16 protein-coding genes are annotated in these 16,297 nt (G+C 72.6%); 9 read left to right on the top strand and 7 right to left on the bottom strand.

Annotated features, from left to right (window positions below):
* The coding region (locus ACFW9D_RS21470; RefSeq protein ID WP_384623892.1) for a hypothetical protein at positions 1–811 on the bottom strand (811 nt) is incomplete at its 3' end.
* A gap of 117 nt (positions 812–928) precedes the next feature.
* Here ACFW9D_RS21470 and ACFW9D_RS21465 point away from each other — a divergent pair.
* Together ACFW9D_RS21465 and ACFW9D_RS21460 are read left to right on the top strand one after the other, a co-directional pair.
* The gene (locus ACFW9D_RS21465) at positions 929–1,681 is read left to right on the top strand and encodes a GMC family oxidoreductase (RefSeq protein WP_384623890.1); all 753 of its coding nucleotides are present in this window, start codon (positions 929–931) and stop codon (positions 1,679–1,681) included.
* 211 nt (positions 1,682–1,892) lie between these two features.
* The gene (locus ACFW9D_RS21460; RefSeq protein WP_384623888.1) at positions 1,893–2,585 is read left to right on the top strand and encodes a GMC family oxidoreductase; all 693 of its coding nucleotides are present in this window, start codon (positions 1,893–1,895) and stop codon (positions 2,583–2,585) included.
* Positions 2,586–2,610: 25 nt separating this feature from the next.
* Here ACFW9D_RS21460 and ACFW9D_RS21455 read toward each other — a convergent pair whose 3' ends face one another.
* Complete coding sequence (locus ACFW9D_RS21455; protein WP_384623910.1) at positions 2,611–3,822, bottom strand: glycoside hydrolase family 64 protein; 1,212 nt, start codon at positions 3,820–3,822, stop codon at positions 2,611–2,613.
* A 269-nt stretch (positions 3,823–4,091) separates the two neighbouring features.
* Here ACFW9D_RS21455 and ACFW9D_RS21450 point away from each other — a divergent pair, with 269 nt between their 5' ends.
* Both ACFW9D_RS21450 and ACFW9D_RS21445 read left to right on the top strand, forming a co-directional pair.
* A complete protein-coding gene (locus ACFW9D_RS21450; RefSeq protein ID WP_188335895.1) occupies positions 4,092–4,883 on the top strand; it encodes a VOC family protein in 792 nt (263 codons plus the stop codon).
* Positions 4,884–4,952: 69 nt separating this feature from the next.
* Positions 4,953–5,198 carry a WhiB family transcriptional regulator gene (locus tag ACFW9D_RS21445; protein ID WP_188335894.1) on the top strand — a complete coding sequence of 82 codons (246 nt, stop codon included), beginning with the start codon at positions 4,953–4,955 and terminating at the stop codon, positions 5,196–5,198.
* Positions 5,199–5,226: 28 nt separating this feature from the next.
* On the opposite strand, the gene ACFW9D_RS21440 is transcribed toward ACFW9D_RS21445, so the two are convergent.
* The 3 genes from ACFW9D_RS21440 to ACFW9D_RS21430 all read right to left on the bottom strand — a co-directional run bounded on the left by ACFW9D_RS21440 (position 5,227) and on the right by ACFW9D_RS21430 (position 8,771).
* A complete protein-coding gene (locus tag ACFW9D_RS21440; RefSeq protein ID WP_188335893.1) occupies positions 5,227–6,204 on the bottom strand; it encodes an acyl-ACP desaturase in 978 nt (325 codons plus the stop codon).
* Positions 6,205–6,376: 172 nt separating this feature from the next.
* The gene (locus ACFW9D_RS21435) at positions 6,377–8,020 is read right to left on the bottom strand and encodes an ABC-F family ATP-binding cassette domain-containing protein (protein WP_384623885.1); all 1,644 of its coding nucleotides are present in this window, start codon (positions 8,018–8,020) and stop codon (positions 6,377–6,379) included.
* Between the two features lie 337 nt (positions 8,021–8,357).
* Positions 8,358–8,771, bottom strand: coding sequence for an SsgA family sporulation/cell division regulator (locus tag ACFW9D_RS21430; RefSeq protein ID WP_188335891.1), 414 nt, complete (start codon positions 8,769–8,771; stop codon positions 8,358–8,360).
* Positions 8,772–9,085: 314 nt separating this feature from the next.
* On the opposite strand from ACFW9D_RS21430, the gene ACFW9D_RS21425 reads away from it, so the two are divergent.
* Positions 9,086–10,135: a WD40/YVTN/BNR-like repeat-containing protein gene (locus ACFW9D_RS21425; RefSeq protein ID WP_384623882.1), complete on the top strand. Its 1,050-nt coding sequence runs from the start codon at positions 9,086–9,088 to the stop codon at positions 10,133–10,135.
* Between the two features lie 38 nt (positions 10,136–10,173).
* On the opposite strand, the gene ACFW9D_RS21420 is transcribed toward ACFW9D_RS21425, so the two are convergent.
* On the bottom strand, positions 10,174–10,479 hold the full coding sequence (locus ACFW9D_RS21420; protein WP_188335889.1) for a YciI family protein: 306 nt from the start codon (positions 10,477–10,479) through the stop codon (positions 10,174–10,176).
* Positions 10,480–10,537: 58 nt separating this feature from the next.
* Here ACFW9D_RS21420 and ACFW9D_RS21415 point away from each other — a divergent pair, with 58 nt between their 5' ends.
* Positions 10,538–11,248, top strand: coding sequence for an endonuclease V (locus tag ACFW9D_RS21415; RefSeq protein WP_384623880.1), 711 nt, complete (start codon positions 10,538–10,540; stop codon positions 11,246–11,248).
* Here the strand turns inward: ACFW9D_RS21415 and ACFW9D_RS21410 are convergent.
* Positions 11,220–12,410, bottom strand: coding sequence for a saccharopine dehydrogenase family protein (locus ACFW9D_RS21410; RefSeq protein WP_384623878.1), 1,191 nt, complete (start codon positions 12,408–12,410; stop codon positions 11,220–11,222). The genes ACFW9D_RS21415 and ACFW9D_RS21410 overlap by 29 nt on opposite strands.
* A 192-nt stretch (positions 12,411–12,602) precedes the next feature.
* On the opposite strand from ACFW9D_RS21410, the gene ACFW9D_RS21405 reads away from it, so the two are divergent.
* Genes ACFW9D_RS21405 through ACFW9D_RS21395 form a run of 3 tightly spaced genes read left to right on the top strand, consistent with a single transcriptional unit; the run spans position 12,603 to position 16,181 of the window.
* On the top strand, positions 12,603–13,760 hold the full coding sequence (locus tag ACFW9D_RS21405) for a CaiB/BaiF CoA transferase family protein (protein WP_384623876.1): 1,158 nt from the start codon (positions 12,603–12,605) through the stop codon (positions 13,758–13,760).
* An 8-nt stretch (positions 13,761–13,768) separates the two neighbouring features.
* Positions 13,769–14,911 (top strand): acyl-CoA dehydrogenase family protein, encoded by a 1,143-nt coding sequence (locus ACFW9D_RS21400; RefSeq protein WP_188335885.1) that lies wholly within the window; start codon positions 13,769–13,771, stop codon positions 14,909–14,911.
* A gap of 55 nt (positions 14,912–14,966) precedes the next feature.
* On the top strand, positions 14,967–16,181 hold the full coding sequence (locus ACFW9D_RS21395) for an acetyl-CoA C-acetyltransferase (protein WP_188335884.1): 1,215 nt from the start codon (positions 14,967–14,969) through the stop codon (positions 16,179–16,181).
* The last annotated feature ends 116 nt before the right edge of the window (positions 16,182–16,297 follow it).

Below are 16,297 nucleotides of genomic sequence, written 5' to 3'. Positions count from 1 at the left end.
GCCCCCCCGGGGGCGCCGCCCCCCCCCCGGGCCGGGTCAGCCGGCCGGTCGTGACGGGCCGGACCTCCAGCCCGACGAGATCGCAGTCGACGAGCCGGTCGTGGTCGTCCCCGTAGCCGCCGAGGAAGACGACGCGGTCGCCGTGCACGGCCAGGGCCCTGGCGGCACGGACCGGGTTCTTCCGGACGCCCGAGGGGCGCCCAGGACGGTTGTGCACCAGCGCGAAGTCCGTGTAGGCGCAGGACCAGGCCGTCGTCCCGACGACGTTCAGCGCGTACAGATCCGAGAGGTGCCGCGTCCCGTCAGGCGGCTCGTACGCCCACGACGCCTCGCCCGCCGCGCTCCACCGTCGCAGCCCGGCATGGCTCAGCTCGTCGTCCCCGTAGACGCCTTCGTCGAAGTGCCCGACCCACAGATGCCCGGCCTCGTCCGCGAGCAGGTGCTCGATCGCGTCCCCCACGTGAAAGGCGCGGACGACCTCCCTGAGCGCGTCGAAGACCTGCACCTGGTCCGTGTCGGTGCGGCCGGCCCGGGCGCTCGCCACCACGAACCCGCCGTCGGGCAGCGCGTCGAACTTCGGGAAACGCGCCCCCACGCCTCGCAGAGCCGTCTCACGCGACGTGCCGTCCGGGGCGACCGAGACGACCCGCGCCTCGTACGGCGCCCGTGCGTCCCGGTCCGCGAGCAGCCAGTGCGCGTGCCCGGCCGCGTCCACCGTCGAGGCCCGCACCAGCCGCGTGCGCACGCGGGACGGTATCCGCGCGTAGGGACGCAGGGCGTGGTCCGGCGTCCGGGGCGTGATCTCCTGCATGGCGCGATCATGCGCTCCGGCCCGGCGCCGGGACAACCGCATATGTACGCCCGCCCCCGCCCGGGTGTAGACCAGCGGTGGACCAGAACGCGCCGACCAGCCGTCGAGGGAGCCGAGTTGAGCAAGGACCGTACGTACGACTACGTCATCGTCGGGGCCGGATCCGCGGGCTGCGTGCTCGCCGGGCGGCTCTCGGAGGACCCGGGCGTCCGCGTGGCCCTCGTCGAGTCCGGGCCGCGCGACCGCAAGAGCGAGATCAGGATCCCGGCCGCGTTCCCCAAACTCTTCAAGACGGCGTACGACTGGGACTACGCGACCTGCGAACAGCCCGGCCTCGACGAACGGGAGCTGTTCTGGCCGCGCGGCCACACACTCGGCGGCTCGTCGTCCATCAACGCCATGATGTGGGTGCGCGGACACCGAGACGACTACGACGCCTGGGGCGAGGCCGCGGGGGAGGAGTGGGGGCACGACCGGCTCGTCCCCTACTTCCGGCGCGCCGAACGCTGGCACGGCGCCCCGGGCGAGGACTCCGCGCACGGACGGCTCGGCCCCCTGCACATCTCCCCGCCGCGCGACCCGAACCCGACCACCGCGGCCTTCCTCGACGCCTGCCGCGCCCAAGGACTCAAGGAACTGGGGGAGTTGAACGAGCCCGACCACTCCGGGTTCGCCCTCACCCCGCTCAACCAGTACAAGGGCCGCCGCTGGAGCGCGGCCGACGGCTACCTGAAGCCCGCCGCGCGCCGCCCCAACCTCGACATCCTCACCGACGCCCGGGTCACCCGCATCGACTTCGACGGCACCCGAGCCGCCGGGGTCGCCGCCGAGGGCGTCCCCGGTGTCCTGCGCGGCGGGCGCGCGGGGTGACCAGGAAGAGACGCGGCCCGGGCCGGGGGGCCCCCGGGGGGCCGGGCGCCCGGCGGGGCGGTAGACCCGCCCCCCGCGCGCCATCGGCTCCCCGCACCTGCTCCAGCAGGCCGGCATCGGCGACCCCGAGGACCTCGCCGCCGCCGGCATCGAGACCCGGGTCGCGTCCCCGGACGTCGGCCGCCGCCTCCAGGACCACCTCTCCTACGCGGTGACCGTCCGCACCCCGCACCCCGTCTCACTGACCGGCGCCGACACCCCCGCGAACATCGCCCGCTTCCTGCTGCGCGGCCGCGGCCCACTCACCTCGAACGTCGGCGAGGCCGTCGCGTTCGTCGCGACCCGGCCCGAACTCGCCGCGCCCGACATCGAGTTGATCTACGCACCGGTGCCGTTCATCGGGCACGGGCTCACCCCGCCCACCGAGCACGGCCTCACCGTCGGCGTCGTCCTGCTCCAGCCGCGCAGCTCCGGCCGCATCACCCCGACCGGCGCGGGCGCCGGGGCCGCGCCCCGCATCGACCCCGGCTACCTCACCGACGAGGAGGACCTGCGCACCCTGATCGCCGGGGTCCGGCGCGCCGAGGAACTGTTCGACGACCCCGCCCTGCGCCCGCTGCGCTCGGCCCCCATGGGCGGCTACCCGGGCGTCGTGGACGACGCGGCGCTCGCCGCCGCGATCCGGGCCGGCGCCGAGACGCTCTACCACCCGGTCGGCACCTGCCGGATGGGCGCCGACCCGGACGCGGTGACCGATCCGCGGCTGCGGGTGCGCGGGGTGGAGGCACTGCGGGTCGTCGACGCCTCCGTCATGCCGCGCATCACGCGCGGCCACACCCACGCCCCGACGGTCGCCCTCGCGGAGCGCGCGGTGGAACTGATCCGCGAGGACGCCCGCGCCTGACCGAGCCTGATGCGCACGAGGGGTCCTAGGAACCGACGCTCACCGTGAACCGGCGCGGGTTGCCGTCGTGGGCCGCGCCGGACACGTCCGGCTGCCCGTCGGGCCGGACGTCGTCGTACGGGAAGGCGTACCCGATGGGCGAGTTGGCGTGCACGACCCGCGCCCAGTGGTTCGTGGTCGTGTCCTTGTAGTAGTCGCCGGACGTCGTGCCGTTCGGCTGCTCGGGGTGGGTGAGCATGATGCTGCGGTTGAACCCGGCGGCGAGCCGGGCCAGCAGGCCCTTCTTGTCGTCGGGGTCGGCCGGGTTGTTGGCGAACGGCCCGTGGTTGCAGGTGAAGACGTCCTTCGACGTGGGCTTGGCGAAGGTGTGCCCGCCGTCGAAGGTGAGCGTGTCACCGGTGACCCGGCCGGTGAACACGCCGCGCCCGCCCTGGAGGTCGATCTTCAGGTCGGTGCCGCGGTACTTCTCCCAGACCCGGTCGATGTACCCGTTCCACACGTCGCGGAAGGGCATCTCGTCGGGCCGGTCGAAGTAGGGCGCCATCAGGTTCTGCGGGGAGATCACGCGCAGCACCTTCCCGTCGCCGCCACGGATGACGAGCCGGTCCCAGGGCTGCCCGTCCGCCCCGGCCTGCGCGGTGAGGTCGGCCGCGATCCTCTCGACGGCGCCGTCCGGCAGCGGGGCGACCGTGTGCGTGGCGTCGCCCTCCAGGGTCAGCCCGATGGGCAGGGCGGTGACCAGGTCGACGTAGCTGATGTTCGCGTACAGCTGGTCGGAGTTGAAGGTGAACTCGCAGAACGACCAGGTCTTCCCGTAGTTCGGGTCCGTGGGCGTCGCGAACGCGGGCTCGACGAGACCGGGGCCCGGGTTGAGAAAGAAGTCGAGGGTGTCGTCACGGACGAAGTAGACGCGGGCGCCGTACATCTGAGGCAGCGTCACCACCTTGGGCGCGGAACCCGCCGCGCCCAGCGGGATCGCGCAGTCCACGGGCAGCGGGGTCTGCGGGGCGCCCGGCGACTCGGGCCGGTAGACACCGCCGTCGGCGCGCAGCAGCACCCAGTTGCCGGTGGACTGCTCGTGGCCGGTGACGTACGCGCGCACCGTGCCGCTCAACGACTTGTTCTCCAGGGCCAGTTCACAGGTCGCGGGCGCGGCGGCCGCTCCCGCCGTCCACGAGGGGACGGTGAGGGACACGGCGGCCGTCGCGGCGGTCGCACCGGCACCGGCGAGAAACATCCTGCGGGACATCCGGGGTATCACGGTCGGCACTCCTGACACGTGGGGGGTGTGGGGGAGGCCCACTGTGGCGAGCGGGACCCTGGCCGTCAAGACTTGCGGCAGGGAGCGCTCCCATCTTTTGTTTCTGTTCAAGAAATGAATGCGTGGGACAGGATTTCTTCTGGTCCGTACCTGTGCTGGTCAGCGTGGTGCGACGGCGCTCCCGGGCGGTCGGTGGAAGACTCGGCCGTACATCCCGCGCATCCCTCGACGAGGAGGGCTCGACCATGATCACGACGGACTACACGGACGGCGCGCCGAACTGGATGGACCTCGGCACCCCCGACCTGGACGGTGCCGTCTCCTTCTACGGGGGCCTGTTCGGCTGGAGCTTCCAGCCGGGCCCGCCCGAGACCGGCGGATACGGACTCTTCCAGCTCGGCGGACGCACGACGGCCGGCGCGATGACCGTCACCCCGGAGCAGGGGCAGCCCGCCTGGAGCGTCTACTTCCAGAGCGCCGACGCGGACGCCACCGCCGCGGCGGCCGAGAAGGCCGGCGGCGCGGTGCTCTTCCAGCCGATGGACGTCATGGACCTGGGCCGCATGGCGATCCTCGCCGACCCGGCCGGCGCCTCCTTCGGCATCTGGCAGCCCGGGACCAACAAGGGCCTGGAGCATGTCACCGAGGACGGCGGCCTGAACTGGGTGGAGCTCTACACGCCCGACGTGGCCGCGGCGAAGGCCTTCTACGGCACGGTCCTCGGCTGGGGCGCCTTCGACGTGCAGTTCCCCGGCGGCACGTACACGACGGTCAACCCGGCGGGCACCGACGAGAACGGCATGTTCGGCGGGATGGTGCCGCTCCAGGCGGACCCGGTGGAGGCGCCCGACGGGGCGCACTGGACGCCGTACGTCCATGTGCCGGACGTCGACGCGGTCGCCGACCGGACCCAGGAGCTGGGCGGTACGGTACGCCTGGCGCCCGTCAGCCTCCCCGGCGTGGGCCGCATCGCCAAGCTCGCCGACCCTTACGGTGCGGGCTTCGCGGTCATCAAGGGCGACCCCGACCAGCAGTGACGAGCGCGCGGCGCGGGCGTTGATCATTCGTTGATCGAACGTTTCGCGCCGCGCGGCAGCATGACCGGCATGCACGCGAACACGACCCTCACGCCTGCCGGCCCCACCTGGCGGGACCAGGCCCTGTGCGCCCAGACCGGCGGGGACTTCTTCTTTCCCGAACCCGGAAGCTCGGTCCGCGAGGCCAAGATGATCTGCCGGATGTGCGAGATCAGGCCGGCCTGCCTCGAGTACGCCCTGAAGCACGACGAACGCTTCGGCGTCTGGGGCGGACTGTCCGAGAAGGAGCGCCACGAGATCAGGCGCTCCTCCTAGGACTCCTGGAGCCCGTGCGCCGGTCGGCTCACTTGGCGGCGGCGCGCGCCGCCATCCGGGCCTTGCGGGCGGCCAGCTTCTCGTCGAACTTGGCGGCCTCGGAGTCCAGGCCGTTCATGAACAGACCCAGTTCCTCCTGCGCCTTGAGACCCTCCGGGCCCAGGCCGTCGATCTCCATGATCTTCAGGAAGCGGAGCACGGGCTGCAGCACGTCGTCGTGGTGGATGCGCAGGTTGTAGACCTCGCCGATGGCCATCTGCGCGGCGGCGCGCTCGAAGCCGGGGATGCCGTGGCCGGGCATGCGGAAGTCGACGACCACGTCGCGCACGGCCTGCATGGTCAGGTCGGGGGCGAGCTCGAAGGCGGCCTTCAGCAGGTTCCGGTAGAAGACCATGTGCAGGTTCTCGTCGGTCGCGATCCGGGACAGCATCCGGTCGCAGACCGGGTCGCCGGACTGGTGGCCCGTGTTGCGGTGCGAGATGCGGGTGGCGAGCTCCTGGAAGGCCACGTACGCGACCGAGTGCAGCATCGAGTGCCGGTTGTCGGACTCGAAGCCCTCGCTCATGTGGGACATGCGGAACGCCTCGAGCTTGTCCGGGTCCACGGCGCGCGAGGCGAGCAGGTAGTCGCGCATCACGATGCCGTGCCGGCCTTCCTCCGCCGTCCAGCGGTGCACCCACGTGCCCCAGGCGCCGTCACGGCCGAAGAGCGAGGCGATCTCGTGGTGGTAGCTGGGCAGGTTGTCCTCGGTGAGGAGGTTCACCACGAGGGCCGTGCGGCCGATCTCGGTGACCTTGGACTGCTCCTTGTCCCACGCCTCGCCGTCCTCGAACAGGCCCGGGAAGTTCCGCGCGTCCGACCAGGGCACGTACTCGTGCGGCATCCAGTCCTTGGCGACCTTCAGGTGCCGGTTGAGCTCCTTCTCGACCACTTCCTCCAGGGCGTACAGCAGCCGGGCGTCGGTCCAGCTGGTCGACGAACCGAGGCGGGGGGAGATGACAGTCACGAAGGGCTCCTGGGGACGGAGATACAGCGGGCGGAACGAGCGGATCTACCTACGGTGTCGTAGGTTACGTTCCCGTAGGTTAAGCGCTCGGTAAAGAGCCGTCCCCACCCCAGGAGCCCGAGCGGGCGGACTGAGAGGCAAGTCACACCTCCCCTGTCGGCCGCTCTTCATGTCAGGCGGCGCGCACCCCCTCGCGGGTCGTGTCCCTCAGGCGGCCGTCGAGCAGCAGCCAGCGCGTGATGCCGATCGACTCCAGGAACGGCAGATCGTGACTGGCCACGATCAGGCTCCCCTCGTACGACTCCAGGGCCGAGGTCAGCTGCCGGACGCTGGCCATGTCCAGGTTGTTCGTCGGCTCGTCCAGCATGAGGAGCTGCGGGGCGGGCTCGGCGAGCATGAGCGCGGCCAGCGTCGCCCGGAAGCGCTCGCCGCCCGACAGGGAGGCCGCGAGCTGGTCCGCCTTCGCCCCCTTGAACAGGAAGCGGGCGAGCCGCGCCCGGACCCGGTTCACCGTGGCGTCCGGCGCGAACCGGGCCACGTTCTCCGCGACGCTCGCCTCCTCGTCCAGCACGTCGAGCCGCTGGGGCAGGAAACGCAGCGGCACATGCGCCGTCGCCTCTCCTTCGAGCGCGGCCAGCTCGCCGGCGATCGTGCGCAGCAGCGTGGTCTTGCCCGCGCCGTTGCGTCCCACCAGCGCGATCCGTTCCGGGCCGCGCAGCTCGAACTCGCCGTCCACGCGCGCCCCGTACGCGAGCCTCAGCTCACGCAGCGTGAGCACCTGCCGACCCGGCGGCACCGCCGTGAACGGCAGGTCGACGCGGATCTCGTCGTCGTCGCGGACCGCTTCCACGGCTTCGTCGAGGCGCTCCTTGGCCTCGGCGAGTTTCTCCTCGTGCATGATGCGGTGCTTGCCGGCGGCGACCTGGGCCTGACGCTTGCGTTCGCCCATGACGACCTTGGGCTCGCGCTTGGTGTCCCACATCTTCTGGCCGTACCGCTTGCGGCGGGCCAGTTTCACGTGGGCGTCGGCCAGTTCGCGCTTCTGCTTCTTCAGGTCGGACTCGGCGACACGCACCATGCGTTCGGCCGCCTCCTGCTCGGCCGCGAGCGCCTCCTCGTAGGCGGAGAAGTTCCCGCCGTACCAGGTGACCTCGCCGCCGCGCAGATCGGCGATCTGGTCGACACGGTCGAGGAGTTCACGGTCGTGACTGACCACGACGAGGACGCCGGACCAGCCGTCGACGGCCGCGTAGAGCCGGCGGCGGGCGTACAGGTCCAGGTTGTTCGTCGGCTCGTCGAGCAGCAGGACGTCGGGGCGGCGCAGGAGCAGCGCGGCGAGCCGCAGCAGCACCGATTCGCCGCCGGAGACCTCGCCGACGGTGCGGTCCAGGTCGATGCGGCCGAGGCCGAGCTGGGAGAGGGTCGCGGTGGCGCGCTCCTCGACGTCCCAGTCGTCGCCGACCGCCGTGAAGTGCTCCTCGCTCGGGTCGCCGGCCTCGATCGCGTGCAGCGCGGCGCGGGTGGCGGCGATGCCGAGCACCTCGTCGACGCGCCGCCCGGTGTCGAGCGTGACGTTCTGCGGCAGGTAGCCGACCTCGCCGGCGACCCGCACGGTGCCCTCCGAGGGCGTGAGCTCGCCGGCGATCAGCTTCAACAGGGTCGACTTCCCGGACCCGTTGACACCGATCAGGCCGGTGCGTCCGGGGCCGAAGGCGACCTGGAGTCCGTCCAGGACGGGGGTGCCGTCCGGCCAGGCGTAGGAAAGGGCGGTGCAGGCGATCGACGCGGGGGCGGATCCGTGCGAATGGGGGGACATGGACATACGGGCCTCGCGGGTGCTCGGAACGAACGGTGGACATGCGAAGCGTTCGAGACACCGCGGGCGAAAGGCCCACAAAAAAGGGCCTGTTGCGGTGGACAGGACGGACGGCTCGGATCACCGAGGTCTCGCACGACGACATGCCGCACGGCAGCCGTACGCCCGGAAGTGCGGGGTACGCGTGCACTGCGTGACATGCGCGGTGTCTCAGGACCTCAGACGAGCAACGTCCTTCTCCGATCGACGGCAACAGAACCGCTGTACAACGTAGGACCCGCCTTCGGGCCCGTCAACGGAATTACGCGGGGCGGCCGGGGGTCCGCGGGGCGGAGGCTCAGGCGTCGCGGAGCAGCTCCGCCAGGTCGCCGTCGACGTCCAGGAAGGCCGACTCCTCGCCGACCGGCACCAGCGCGTCCGTGTCCCCGAGGAAGCGCCGCAGCTCACCGGTGCGGATGTGGACGATCGCCGTGCCCTCGACCGCGTGGAACTCCAGCTCCGTGCGGTCGTAGCCGTACGGGCGCACCCGCACGTCACCGGCGCCCACCGCGTCCACGACTCCCGCCGCGAGCAGCTCGCGCGAGAACGTCCAGCAGACCTCGACACCCTCCAGCGTCGCCGACGCCGGGAACGACATGCGCACGGCGAACGGGTCGTGGAGGTCGTAGTGCAGGGTCGCGGGGATGCTCGCCATGCGCGGCGCGGCGGCGACGAGACGGGCCTCAACGGCTTGCTCGATGACGAAGGACAACGCCTGCTCCCTTGTGAAGGCTGGACGGAGGCCGGCCACGCTCGGACGGCCTCACTGGAATAGACGGCGGAACGGACCGATCCGTGCACAGGAACTCGGACGAAAAACGAGTGACCTCGGTCACCGGTTTCATGTCGCCCGCGTACCGGCTGATTCTCCTGAGGCCCTGGAGGCCCTCTGGACGCCACCGAGGTGCTGCACTAGCTTCGCGCGCCATGGGGAGATCGAGGGCAACGAGAGTACTGAGGTTCCTGCGCACCGGGGAGAGGGCGCGCGCACGGAGCGGGGGAACGAGCGGAACGAAGGGGGCCGCGGTGCTCGCGGCGGCCGTCCTCGGCGCCGTCGCGCTCGGCGCGGCCCCGGCCCCCGCGTCGAGCGGCGCGCCGGGTGAGCCCGGTGCCTGGCGGCTCACGGACACCGGCACCGACGCCCGCTTCCGCGGCCTCGCCGCCGTGAACCGCTCCACCGCCTGGGTCGCCGGCTCGCGCGGCACCGTGCTGCGCACCACCGACGGCGGATCCCACTGGCGGAACGTCTCGCCGCCCGGTGCGAGCGGCCTCGAACTGCGCGACATCGAGGCCTTCGACGCGCGCCGCGCCGTGGCCCTGGCCATCGGGGAGGGCGAGGACTCCCGGATCTTCCGCACCGACGACGGCGGCGCGACCTGGACGGAGTCCTTCCGCAACCCGGACCCGAAGGCCTTCTACGACTGCGTCACCTTCTTCGACCACCGCAACGGGCTGGCCATGAGCGACCCCGTCGACGGCAAGTACCGCATCCTGTCGACCGGGGACGGCGGCCGTTCCTGGAAGGTGCTGCCCAGCGCCGGGATGCCGGCCGCGCAGCCGGGGGAGGCGGGCTTCGCCGCGTCCGGGCAGTGCCTCGTGTCGGCCGGCCGCTCCGACGTGTGGCTCGCGACCGGCGGCGGCGCGACCGCCCGCGTCCTGCACTCCGGCGACCGCGGCCTGACCTGGACCGCCCACGAGACGCCGGTCCCGGCGGGCGACCCGGCCCGCGGTGTCTTCGGGCTCGCCTTCCGCGACCGCGCCCACGGCATCGCCGTCGGCGGCGACTACCGCGCCGACCAGGCCTCCCCGCGGGCCGCCGCGGTCACCGGGGACGCGGGCCGCACCTGGACCCCGTCGGACCGGCCGCCGCCCGCCTACCGCTCCGGAGTCGCCTGGCTTCCGCACAGCCGCGCCGCGGCCCTCGCGGTCGGCCCGACCGGCACCGACCTCACGACCGACGGCGGCCGCACCTGGCGCACCGTCGACACGGGCTCGTACGACACGGTGGACTGCACCCGCGACGGCGCGTGCTGGGCATCGGGCGAGAAGGGCCGGGTGGCCCGCTCGGGCCGGTAGCCGCCGGTAGCCGTAGGTGAGCGCGGTACCGGGTGCGGCTACGCGTCGGCGGGCAACTCGTCGCGGTGGTCCGCCAGTTCGGGAGACGTCTTCGTCGCGTAGAACTCCGTCACCCGGTACGCGCACACGCCGCCGGTCACGAACGGGTCGGTCCGGGTGAGCGACTCGATCGCCTCGCGGTCCGATCCGGTGGCCAGGATGACGCCGCCGTCGCGCGGGTTCTTGCGGCCCGACGCGAGGAAGGTGCCGGCCGCGTACTGCGCGTCCAGCCACTCGACGTGGGCGGGCAGCAACGCGTCGACGCGGTCGGCCGGTTGGGTGTACGTCAATTCGAGAACGAACATGATCGCCACCCTACTGCCGCCGCGCGGGGCCGGTCGTCCGGCTGTCTAAGGTGAGGACATGCGGACGATCACGGGGATCCCTGAGGGCTGGCCGGAGGACGAGGCGGCGGCGCTGGCCGTGCAGGACGCGCTGCGCGGACGCGTCGTGCGCGACGAGACCGGGCCCGCGCCCGGCACCGGCACGGTCACCGGGATCGACGTCGCCTACGACGACGAGCGCGGCGTCGTGGCCGCCGCCGCCGTCGTGCTGGACGCGGCGACGCTCGACGTCGTCGAGGAGGCGACGGCCGTCGGACGCGTCGCCTTCCCCTACGTGCCGGGCCTGTTGGCGTTCCGCGAGATCCCGGCCGTCCTCGGCGCCCTGGAGGCGCTGGACGCCGCCCCCGGCCTCGTGGTGTGCGACGGCTACGGGCTCGCCCACCCGCGCCGCTTCGGGCTCGCCAGCCACCTCGGCGTGCTCACCGGGCTGCCCACGGTGGGCGTCGCCAAGAAGCCGTTCGTGTTCGCGCACGGCGAGGTCGGCCCGGAGCGGGGCGCCGCGGCCCCGCTCCTCGACGGCGCCGACGAGGTCGGCCGCGCCCTGCGGACCAGGGCCGGCGTCAAACCGGTCTACGTGTCCGTCGGGCACCGCATGACGCTGGACAACGCCTGCGCCCATGTCCTCGCGCTGACCCCGCAGTTCCGGATCCCGGAGACGACCCGCAGGGCGGACCGGCTGTGCCGGGACGCCCTGCTCGACGTCACCGCCGGGCGGCGACCCGGAACGTGAGCCCGGCCTCCTGGAGCCGCTCCAGGAGGGCGTCGCCCATGGCCTGAACAGTCGTCACCTGCCCCGCCGTCGCGGGCAGTTCGTCCAGAGCCAGGCACATCGCCGACTCGGCCAGCATCTTCGCCGTCTCGCCGTAGCCCGGGTCGCCGCCCGACACCTCGGTGAACACGCGCTGCCCGCCGCCCTCGCCGACGAACCGCACCGAGAACCAGCTCTTCGCGCGGCGCGCCTCGCCCGGCCCGTCCCCGGGGCGCAGCCGCCCGCCCAGCCAGCGCCGCGCGGGCGGCACCTGGGCCGCCGCGAACACCGCGCTCACCGCGGCGACCCCGCCGACCGCGACGGGCAGCGACTTCACGGCGGCGTAGTGCCGGTAGCGGAAGTCGGGGCCGTACCGCTCCAGGGCGCGCGCCGAACGCTGCACCACCTGCGGGTCGATCGTCGGCAGCGGCACCGCCCAGGCGCCGACCTCGGGCGCGTACCGCGGGGCGCCCGTCGGCGCGTACGCGGTACGGCCCACCAGGCGGGGCTGGTGCCGGCGCCGGTCCTGGTGCGCGGCGAGCATCTGCCGGGCCCGCGCGAACTGGTTCAGCGCGGAGGCGAACGTGCCGCCCGAGAACTGGGCGTTGGAGCGCACGAACCCGTCGACGCGCAGCGGCACGCCCTCGGGCAGCTGCCGGACCGTGAAGTACGCGCCCAGGTCGTGCGGGACCGAGTCGAAGCCGCAGCTGTGCACCAGGCGGGCGCCCGTCTCGCGCGCGCGGGCGTCGTGCCGCACGTACATGAGGTCGACGAACTCCGGCTCGCCCGTGAGGTCCACGTAGTCGGTGCCCGCGTCCGCGCACGCGGCGACGAGTCCCTCGCCGTACTCCAGGTACGGGCCGACGGTCGAGGCGACCACGCGCGTGCGGGAGGCGAGTTCGCGCAGGGACGCCGGGTCGGCGGAGTCCGCGCGCTCCAGCGGGAGCACCGCGCACGCCGGGTCGATCCCGGTGAGGCGCTCGCGCAGCCGCTCCAGCTTCGCGGTGTCGCGGCCGGCGATCGCCCAGCGCAGGCCCTCCGGGGCGTGCGCGGCGAGGTACTCGGCGGTGAGCACCCCGACGAAGCCCGTGGCCCCGAACAGCACCACGTCGTACGTCCTGGCCGGTTCTTCAGGCCTGTTCATGACACCCCTTGTCCCGCGTCCGCGCCGTTGTCGGTGGCCGAGGCTAGCGCGCGGCGCGCACAAGCTTTCCCTTAGGTCCCCGGGAAAATGTCTAAGCGCTTGCTCTTGGGGGCTTGTGCCCGGCCGGGCTCGTTCATAGCATCACTGGTGTTACATCAGTTGTGTCACAAGCGAGCCCAGGGGCGTGGCGGAATGACAGTGACAGGCGGACAGCCCGAAGACGGCGGGAACGGACCGCTCGCCGGTGTGCGGGTGGTCGAGCTCGCCGGGATCGGGCCGGGCCCCTTCGCGGCGATGCTCCTCGCCGACCTGGGTGCCGACGTGGTCCGCGTCGACCGCCCCGGCGGCGGAGGCCTCGCGATCGACCCCGCCTTCGACATCACGAACCGCAACAAGCGCTCCGTGGTCGTCGACCTGAAGGCGCCGGACGGCGCCGACCGCGTCCTGGACCTCGTCGAGCGCGCCGACGTCCTGATCGAGGGCTACCGGCCCGGCGTCGCCGAGCGCCTCGGCGTGGGCCCCGACGCCTGCCACGCCCGCAATCCGCGCCTCGTCTACGGCCGCATGACCGGCTGGGGCCAGGACGGCCCCCTCGCCCAGCGCGCCGGGCACGACATCGCCTACATCGCCCTGACCGGCACCCTCGGCATGATCGGCGAGCCCGACAAGGCCCCGACCGTGCCCGCCAACCTGGTCGGCGACTACGCGGGCGGCTCCCTCTACCTGGTCGTCGGCATCCTCGCCGCGCTGCACCACGCGCGCGCGGGCGGGCCCGGCCAGGTCGTCGACGCCGCGATCGTCGACGGCGCGTCCCACCTCTCCTCCATGATCCACGGCATGCTCGCGGCCGGCGGCTGGCAGGACCGCCGCGGCAGCAACCTCCTCGACGGCGGCTGTCCCTTCTACGGCACCTACGAGACCGCCGACGGCCAGTACATGGCGGTCGGCGCCCTGGAGCAGCAGTTCTACGACGAGTTCATGCGGCTCATGGACCTCGACGGGACGGCGCCCGCCCGCAAGGACATCGCCCGCTGGGGCGAGCTGCACGACGCGGTCGCCGCGCGCTTCAAGGAGCGGACCCGCGAGGAGTGGACCGCCGTCTTCGAGGGCTCCGACGCCTGCGTGGCGCCCGTGCTCTCCCTGCGCGAGGCCCCCTCCCACCCGCACCTCGCCGCCCGCGCCACCTTCGTCGAGCACGGCGGCATCACCCAGCCGGCCCCCGCGCCGCGCTTCTCCCGCACCCCCACCGGCGTCCGCTCGGGCCCCGCCCGGCCGGGCGCCGGCACCGCCGACGTGGCCCGCGACTGGGGCGTACCGGCACTGGACCAGACGACAACGGAAGGCAGTTGAGAACCGGCATGGAGCGACGCCTGTACAGCGCCGAGCACGAGGCGTTCCGCGAGACCGTCCGCACCTTCCTCGCCAAGGAGGTCACCCCGCACTACGAGCAGTGGGAGAAGGACGGCATCGTCTCGCGCGAGGTCTGGCTCGCCGCCGGACGCCAGGGCCTGCTCGGCCTCGCCGTCCCGGAGGAGTACGGAGGCGGCGGGAACGAGGACTTCCGCTACAGCGCCGTCCTCGCCGAGGAGTTCACCCGCGCCGGTGTCGCCGGGTTCGCGGTCGGCCTGCACAACGACATCATCGGCCCGTACCTCACCTCCCTCGCCACCGAGGAGCAGAAGCGGCGCTGGCTGCCCGGCTTCTGCGACGGCTCGCTGATCACCGCGATCGCCATGACCGAGCCCGGCGCCGGATCCGACCTCCAGGGCATCCGCACCAGCGCCGAGGACAAGGGCGACCACTGGCTGCTCAACGGCTCCAAGACCTTCATCTCCAACGGCATCCTCGCCGACCTCGTCATCGTCGTCGCCAAGACCACCACCGAGGGCGGCGCCCACGGCCTGTCCCTGCTCGTCGTCGAGCGCGGCATGGAGGGCTTCGAGCGGGGCCGCAACCTCGACAAGATCGGCCAGAAGTCCCAGGACACGGCCGAGCTCTTCTTCGACGACGTCCGCGTCCCGAAGGAGAATCTGCTCGGCGAGCTCGACGGCGCGTTCATCCACCTGATGACGAACCTCGCGCAGGAGCGCATGGGCATCGCCGTCGCCGCGATCGCCGCCGCCGAGCACCTCCTGGAGATCACCACGACGTACGTGAAGGAGCGCGAGGCCTTCGGCCGGCCGCTCGCCACCAAGCAGCACATCCGGTTCGAGATAGCCGAGATGGCCACCGAGTGCGCCGTCACCCGCACCTTCCTCGACCGCTGCATCGAGGACCACTCCGACGGAACCCTCGACGCCGTGCACGCCTCCATGGCGAAGTGGTGGGCCACCGAACTGCAGAAGCGCGTCGCCGACCGCTGCCTCCAACTGCACGGCGGCTACGGCTACATGACCGAGTACCGCGTCGCGAAGGCCTTCACCGACGGACGCATCCAGACCATCTACGGCGGCACCACCGAGATCATGAAGGAGATCATCGGCCGCTCCCTGCTCGCCTGACCTCCCGCACGCCTCCGAAGCCCTGAACAGCTCCACAGCCCCGAAAGGCACCTCCGTGACCACAGACGCGTACGTCTACGACGCGATCCGCACCCCGCGCGGCAAGGGCAAGCCCAACGGCTCGCTGCACGGCACCAAACCGATCGACCTGGTCGTCGGGCTCATCCACGAGATCCGCGCCCGCTTCCCCGACCTCGACCCCGCCGCGATCGACGACATCGTCCTCGGCGTCGTCGGCCCCGTCGGCGACCAGGGCTCCGACATCGCCCGCATCGCCGCCATCGCGGCCGGCCTGCCCGACACCGTCGCCGGCGTCCAGGAGAACCGCTTCTGTGCCTCGGGCCTGGAAGCCGTGAACCTGGCCGCCATGAAGGTCCGCTCCGGCTGGGAGGACCTCGTCCTCGCCGGCGGCGTCGAGTCCATGTCGCGCGTGCCGATGGCCTCCGACGGCGGAGCCTGGTTCGCCGACCCGATGACCAACTTCGACACCGGCTTCGTGCCGCAGGGCATCGGCGCCGACCTCATCGCCACCATCGAGGGCTTCTCGCGGCGTGACGTCGACGAGTACGCGGCGCTCTCCCAGGAGCGGGCCGCCGCCGCCGTCAAGGACGGCCGCTTCGAGCGGTCCGTCGTCCCGGTCAAGGACCGCAGCGGCCTCACCGTGCTCGACCACGACGAGTTCCTGCGCCCGGGCACCACGGCAGACTCGCTGGCCCGGCTGAAGCCGTCCTTCAAGGACATCGGCGACCTCGGCGGCTTCGACGCGGTGGCGCTGCAGAAGTACCACTGGGTCGAGAAGATCGACCACGTCCACCACGCGGGCAACTCCTCCGGCATCGTCGACGGCGCCTCCCTCGTCGCCATCGGCTCGCGCGAGGTGGGGGAGCGGTACGGGCTCACGCCGCGCGCCCGGATCGTCTCCGCGGCCGTGTCCGGCTCCGAGCCGACCATCATGCTCACCGGTCCCGCGCCGGCCACCCGCAAGGCACTCGCCAAGGCCGGGCTGACCATCGACGACATCGACCTCGTCGAGATCAACGAGGCGTTCGCGGCCGTGGTGCTCCGCTTCGTGAAGGACATGGGGCTCTCGCTGGACAAGGTGAACGTGAACGGCGGGGCGATCGCGCTCGGGCACCCGCTGGGGGCGACCGGGGCGATGATCCTCGGCACGCTGGTGGACGAGCTCGAGCGGCGGGACCTCCGGTACGGGCTGGCGACGCTGTGTGTCGGGGGCGGGATGGGCATCGCCACGATCGTGGAGCGGATCTAGCGCCGTAGCTCCGCCGGTTCGTCGGCGAGTGCGGCCCGGTGGGGGCTGGTCGCGCAGTTCCCCGCGCCCCTGAAATGCAGACCCTTCGGGTCGCATTTCCCCGATGAGGCGCAGCC

The organism is Streptomyces sp. NPDC059524 (assembly GCF_042749255.1).
In the GTDB taxonomy this organism is placed as follows: Bacteria; Actinomycetota; Actinomycetes; order Streptomycetales; family Streptomycetaceae; genus Streptomyces; species Streptomyces xanthii.
Note: the sequence above shows the minus strand (reverse complement) of the source record. Positions and strands in the feature narration are given on the sequence as shown.

What these genes read in the sequence shown, in the direction of transcription:
- ACFW9D_RS21455 (WP_384623910.1), bottom strand. Translation starts at nt 3,822, where the DNA reads ATGTTTCTCGCCGGTGCCGGTGCGACCGCCGCGACGGCCGCCGTGTCC.
- ACFW9D_RS21450 (WP_188335895.1), top strand. Translation starts at nt 4,092, where the DNA reads ATGATCACGACGGACTACACGGACGGCGCGCCGAACTGGATGGACCTC.
- ACFW9D_RS21445 (WP_188335894.1), top strand. Translation starts at nt 4,953, where the DNA reads ATGCACGCGAACACGACCCTCACGCCTGCCGGCCCCACCTGGCGGGAC.
- ACFW9D_RS21435 (WP_384623885.1), bottom strand. Translation starts at nt 8,020, where the DNA reads ATGTCCCCCCATTCGCACGGATCCGCCCCCGCGTCGATCGCCTGCACC.
- ACFW9D_RS21420 (WP_188335889.1), bottom strand. Translation starts at nt 10,479, where the DNA reads ATGTTCGTTCTCGAATTGACGTACACCCAACCGGCCGACCGCGTCGAC.
- ACFW9D_RS21415 (WP_384623880.1), top strand. Translation starts at nt 10,538, where the DNA reads ATGCGGACGATCACGGGGATCCCTGAGGGCTGGCCGGAGGACGAGGCG.
- ACFW9D_RS21410 (WP_384623878.1), bottom strand. Translation starts at nt 12,410, where the DNA reads ATGAACAGGCCTGAAGAACCGGCCAGGACGTACGACGTGGTGCTGTTC.
- ACFW9D_RS21405 (WP_384623876.1), top strand. Translation starts at nt 12,603, where the DNA reads ATGACAGTGACAGGCGGACAGCCCGAAGACGGCGGGAACGGACCGCTC.
- ACFW9D_RS21400 (WP_188335885.1), top strand. Translation starts at nt 13,769, where the DNA reads ATGGAGCGACGCCTGTACAGCGCCGAGCACGAGGCGTTCCGCGAGACC.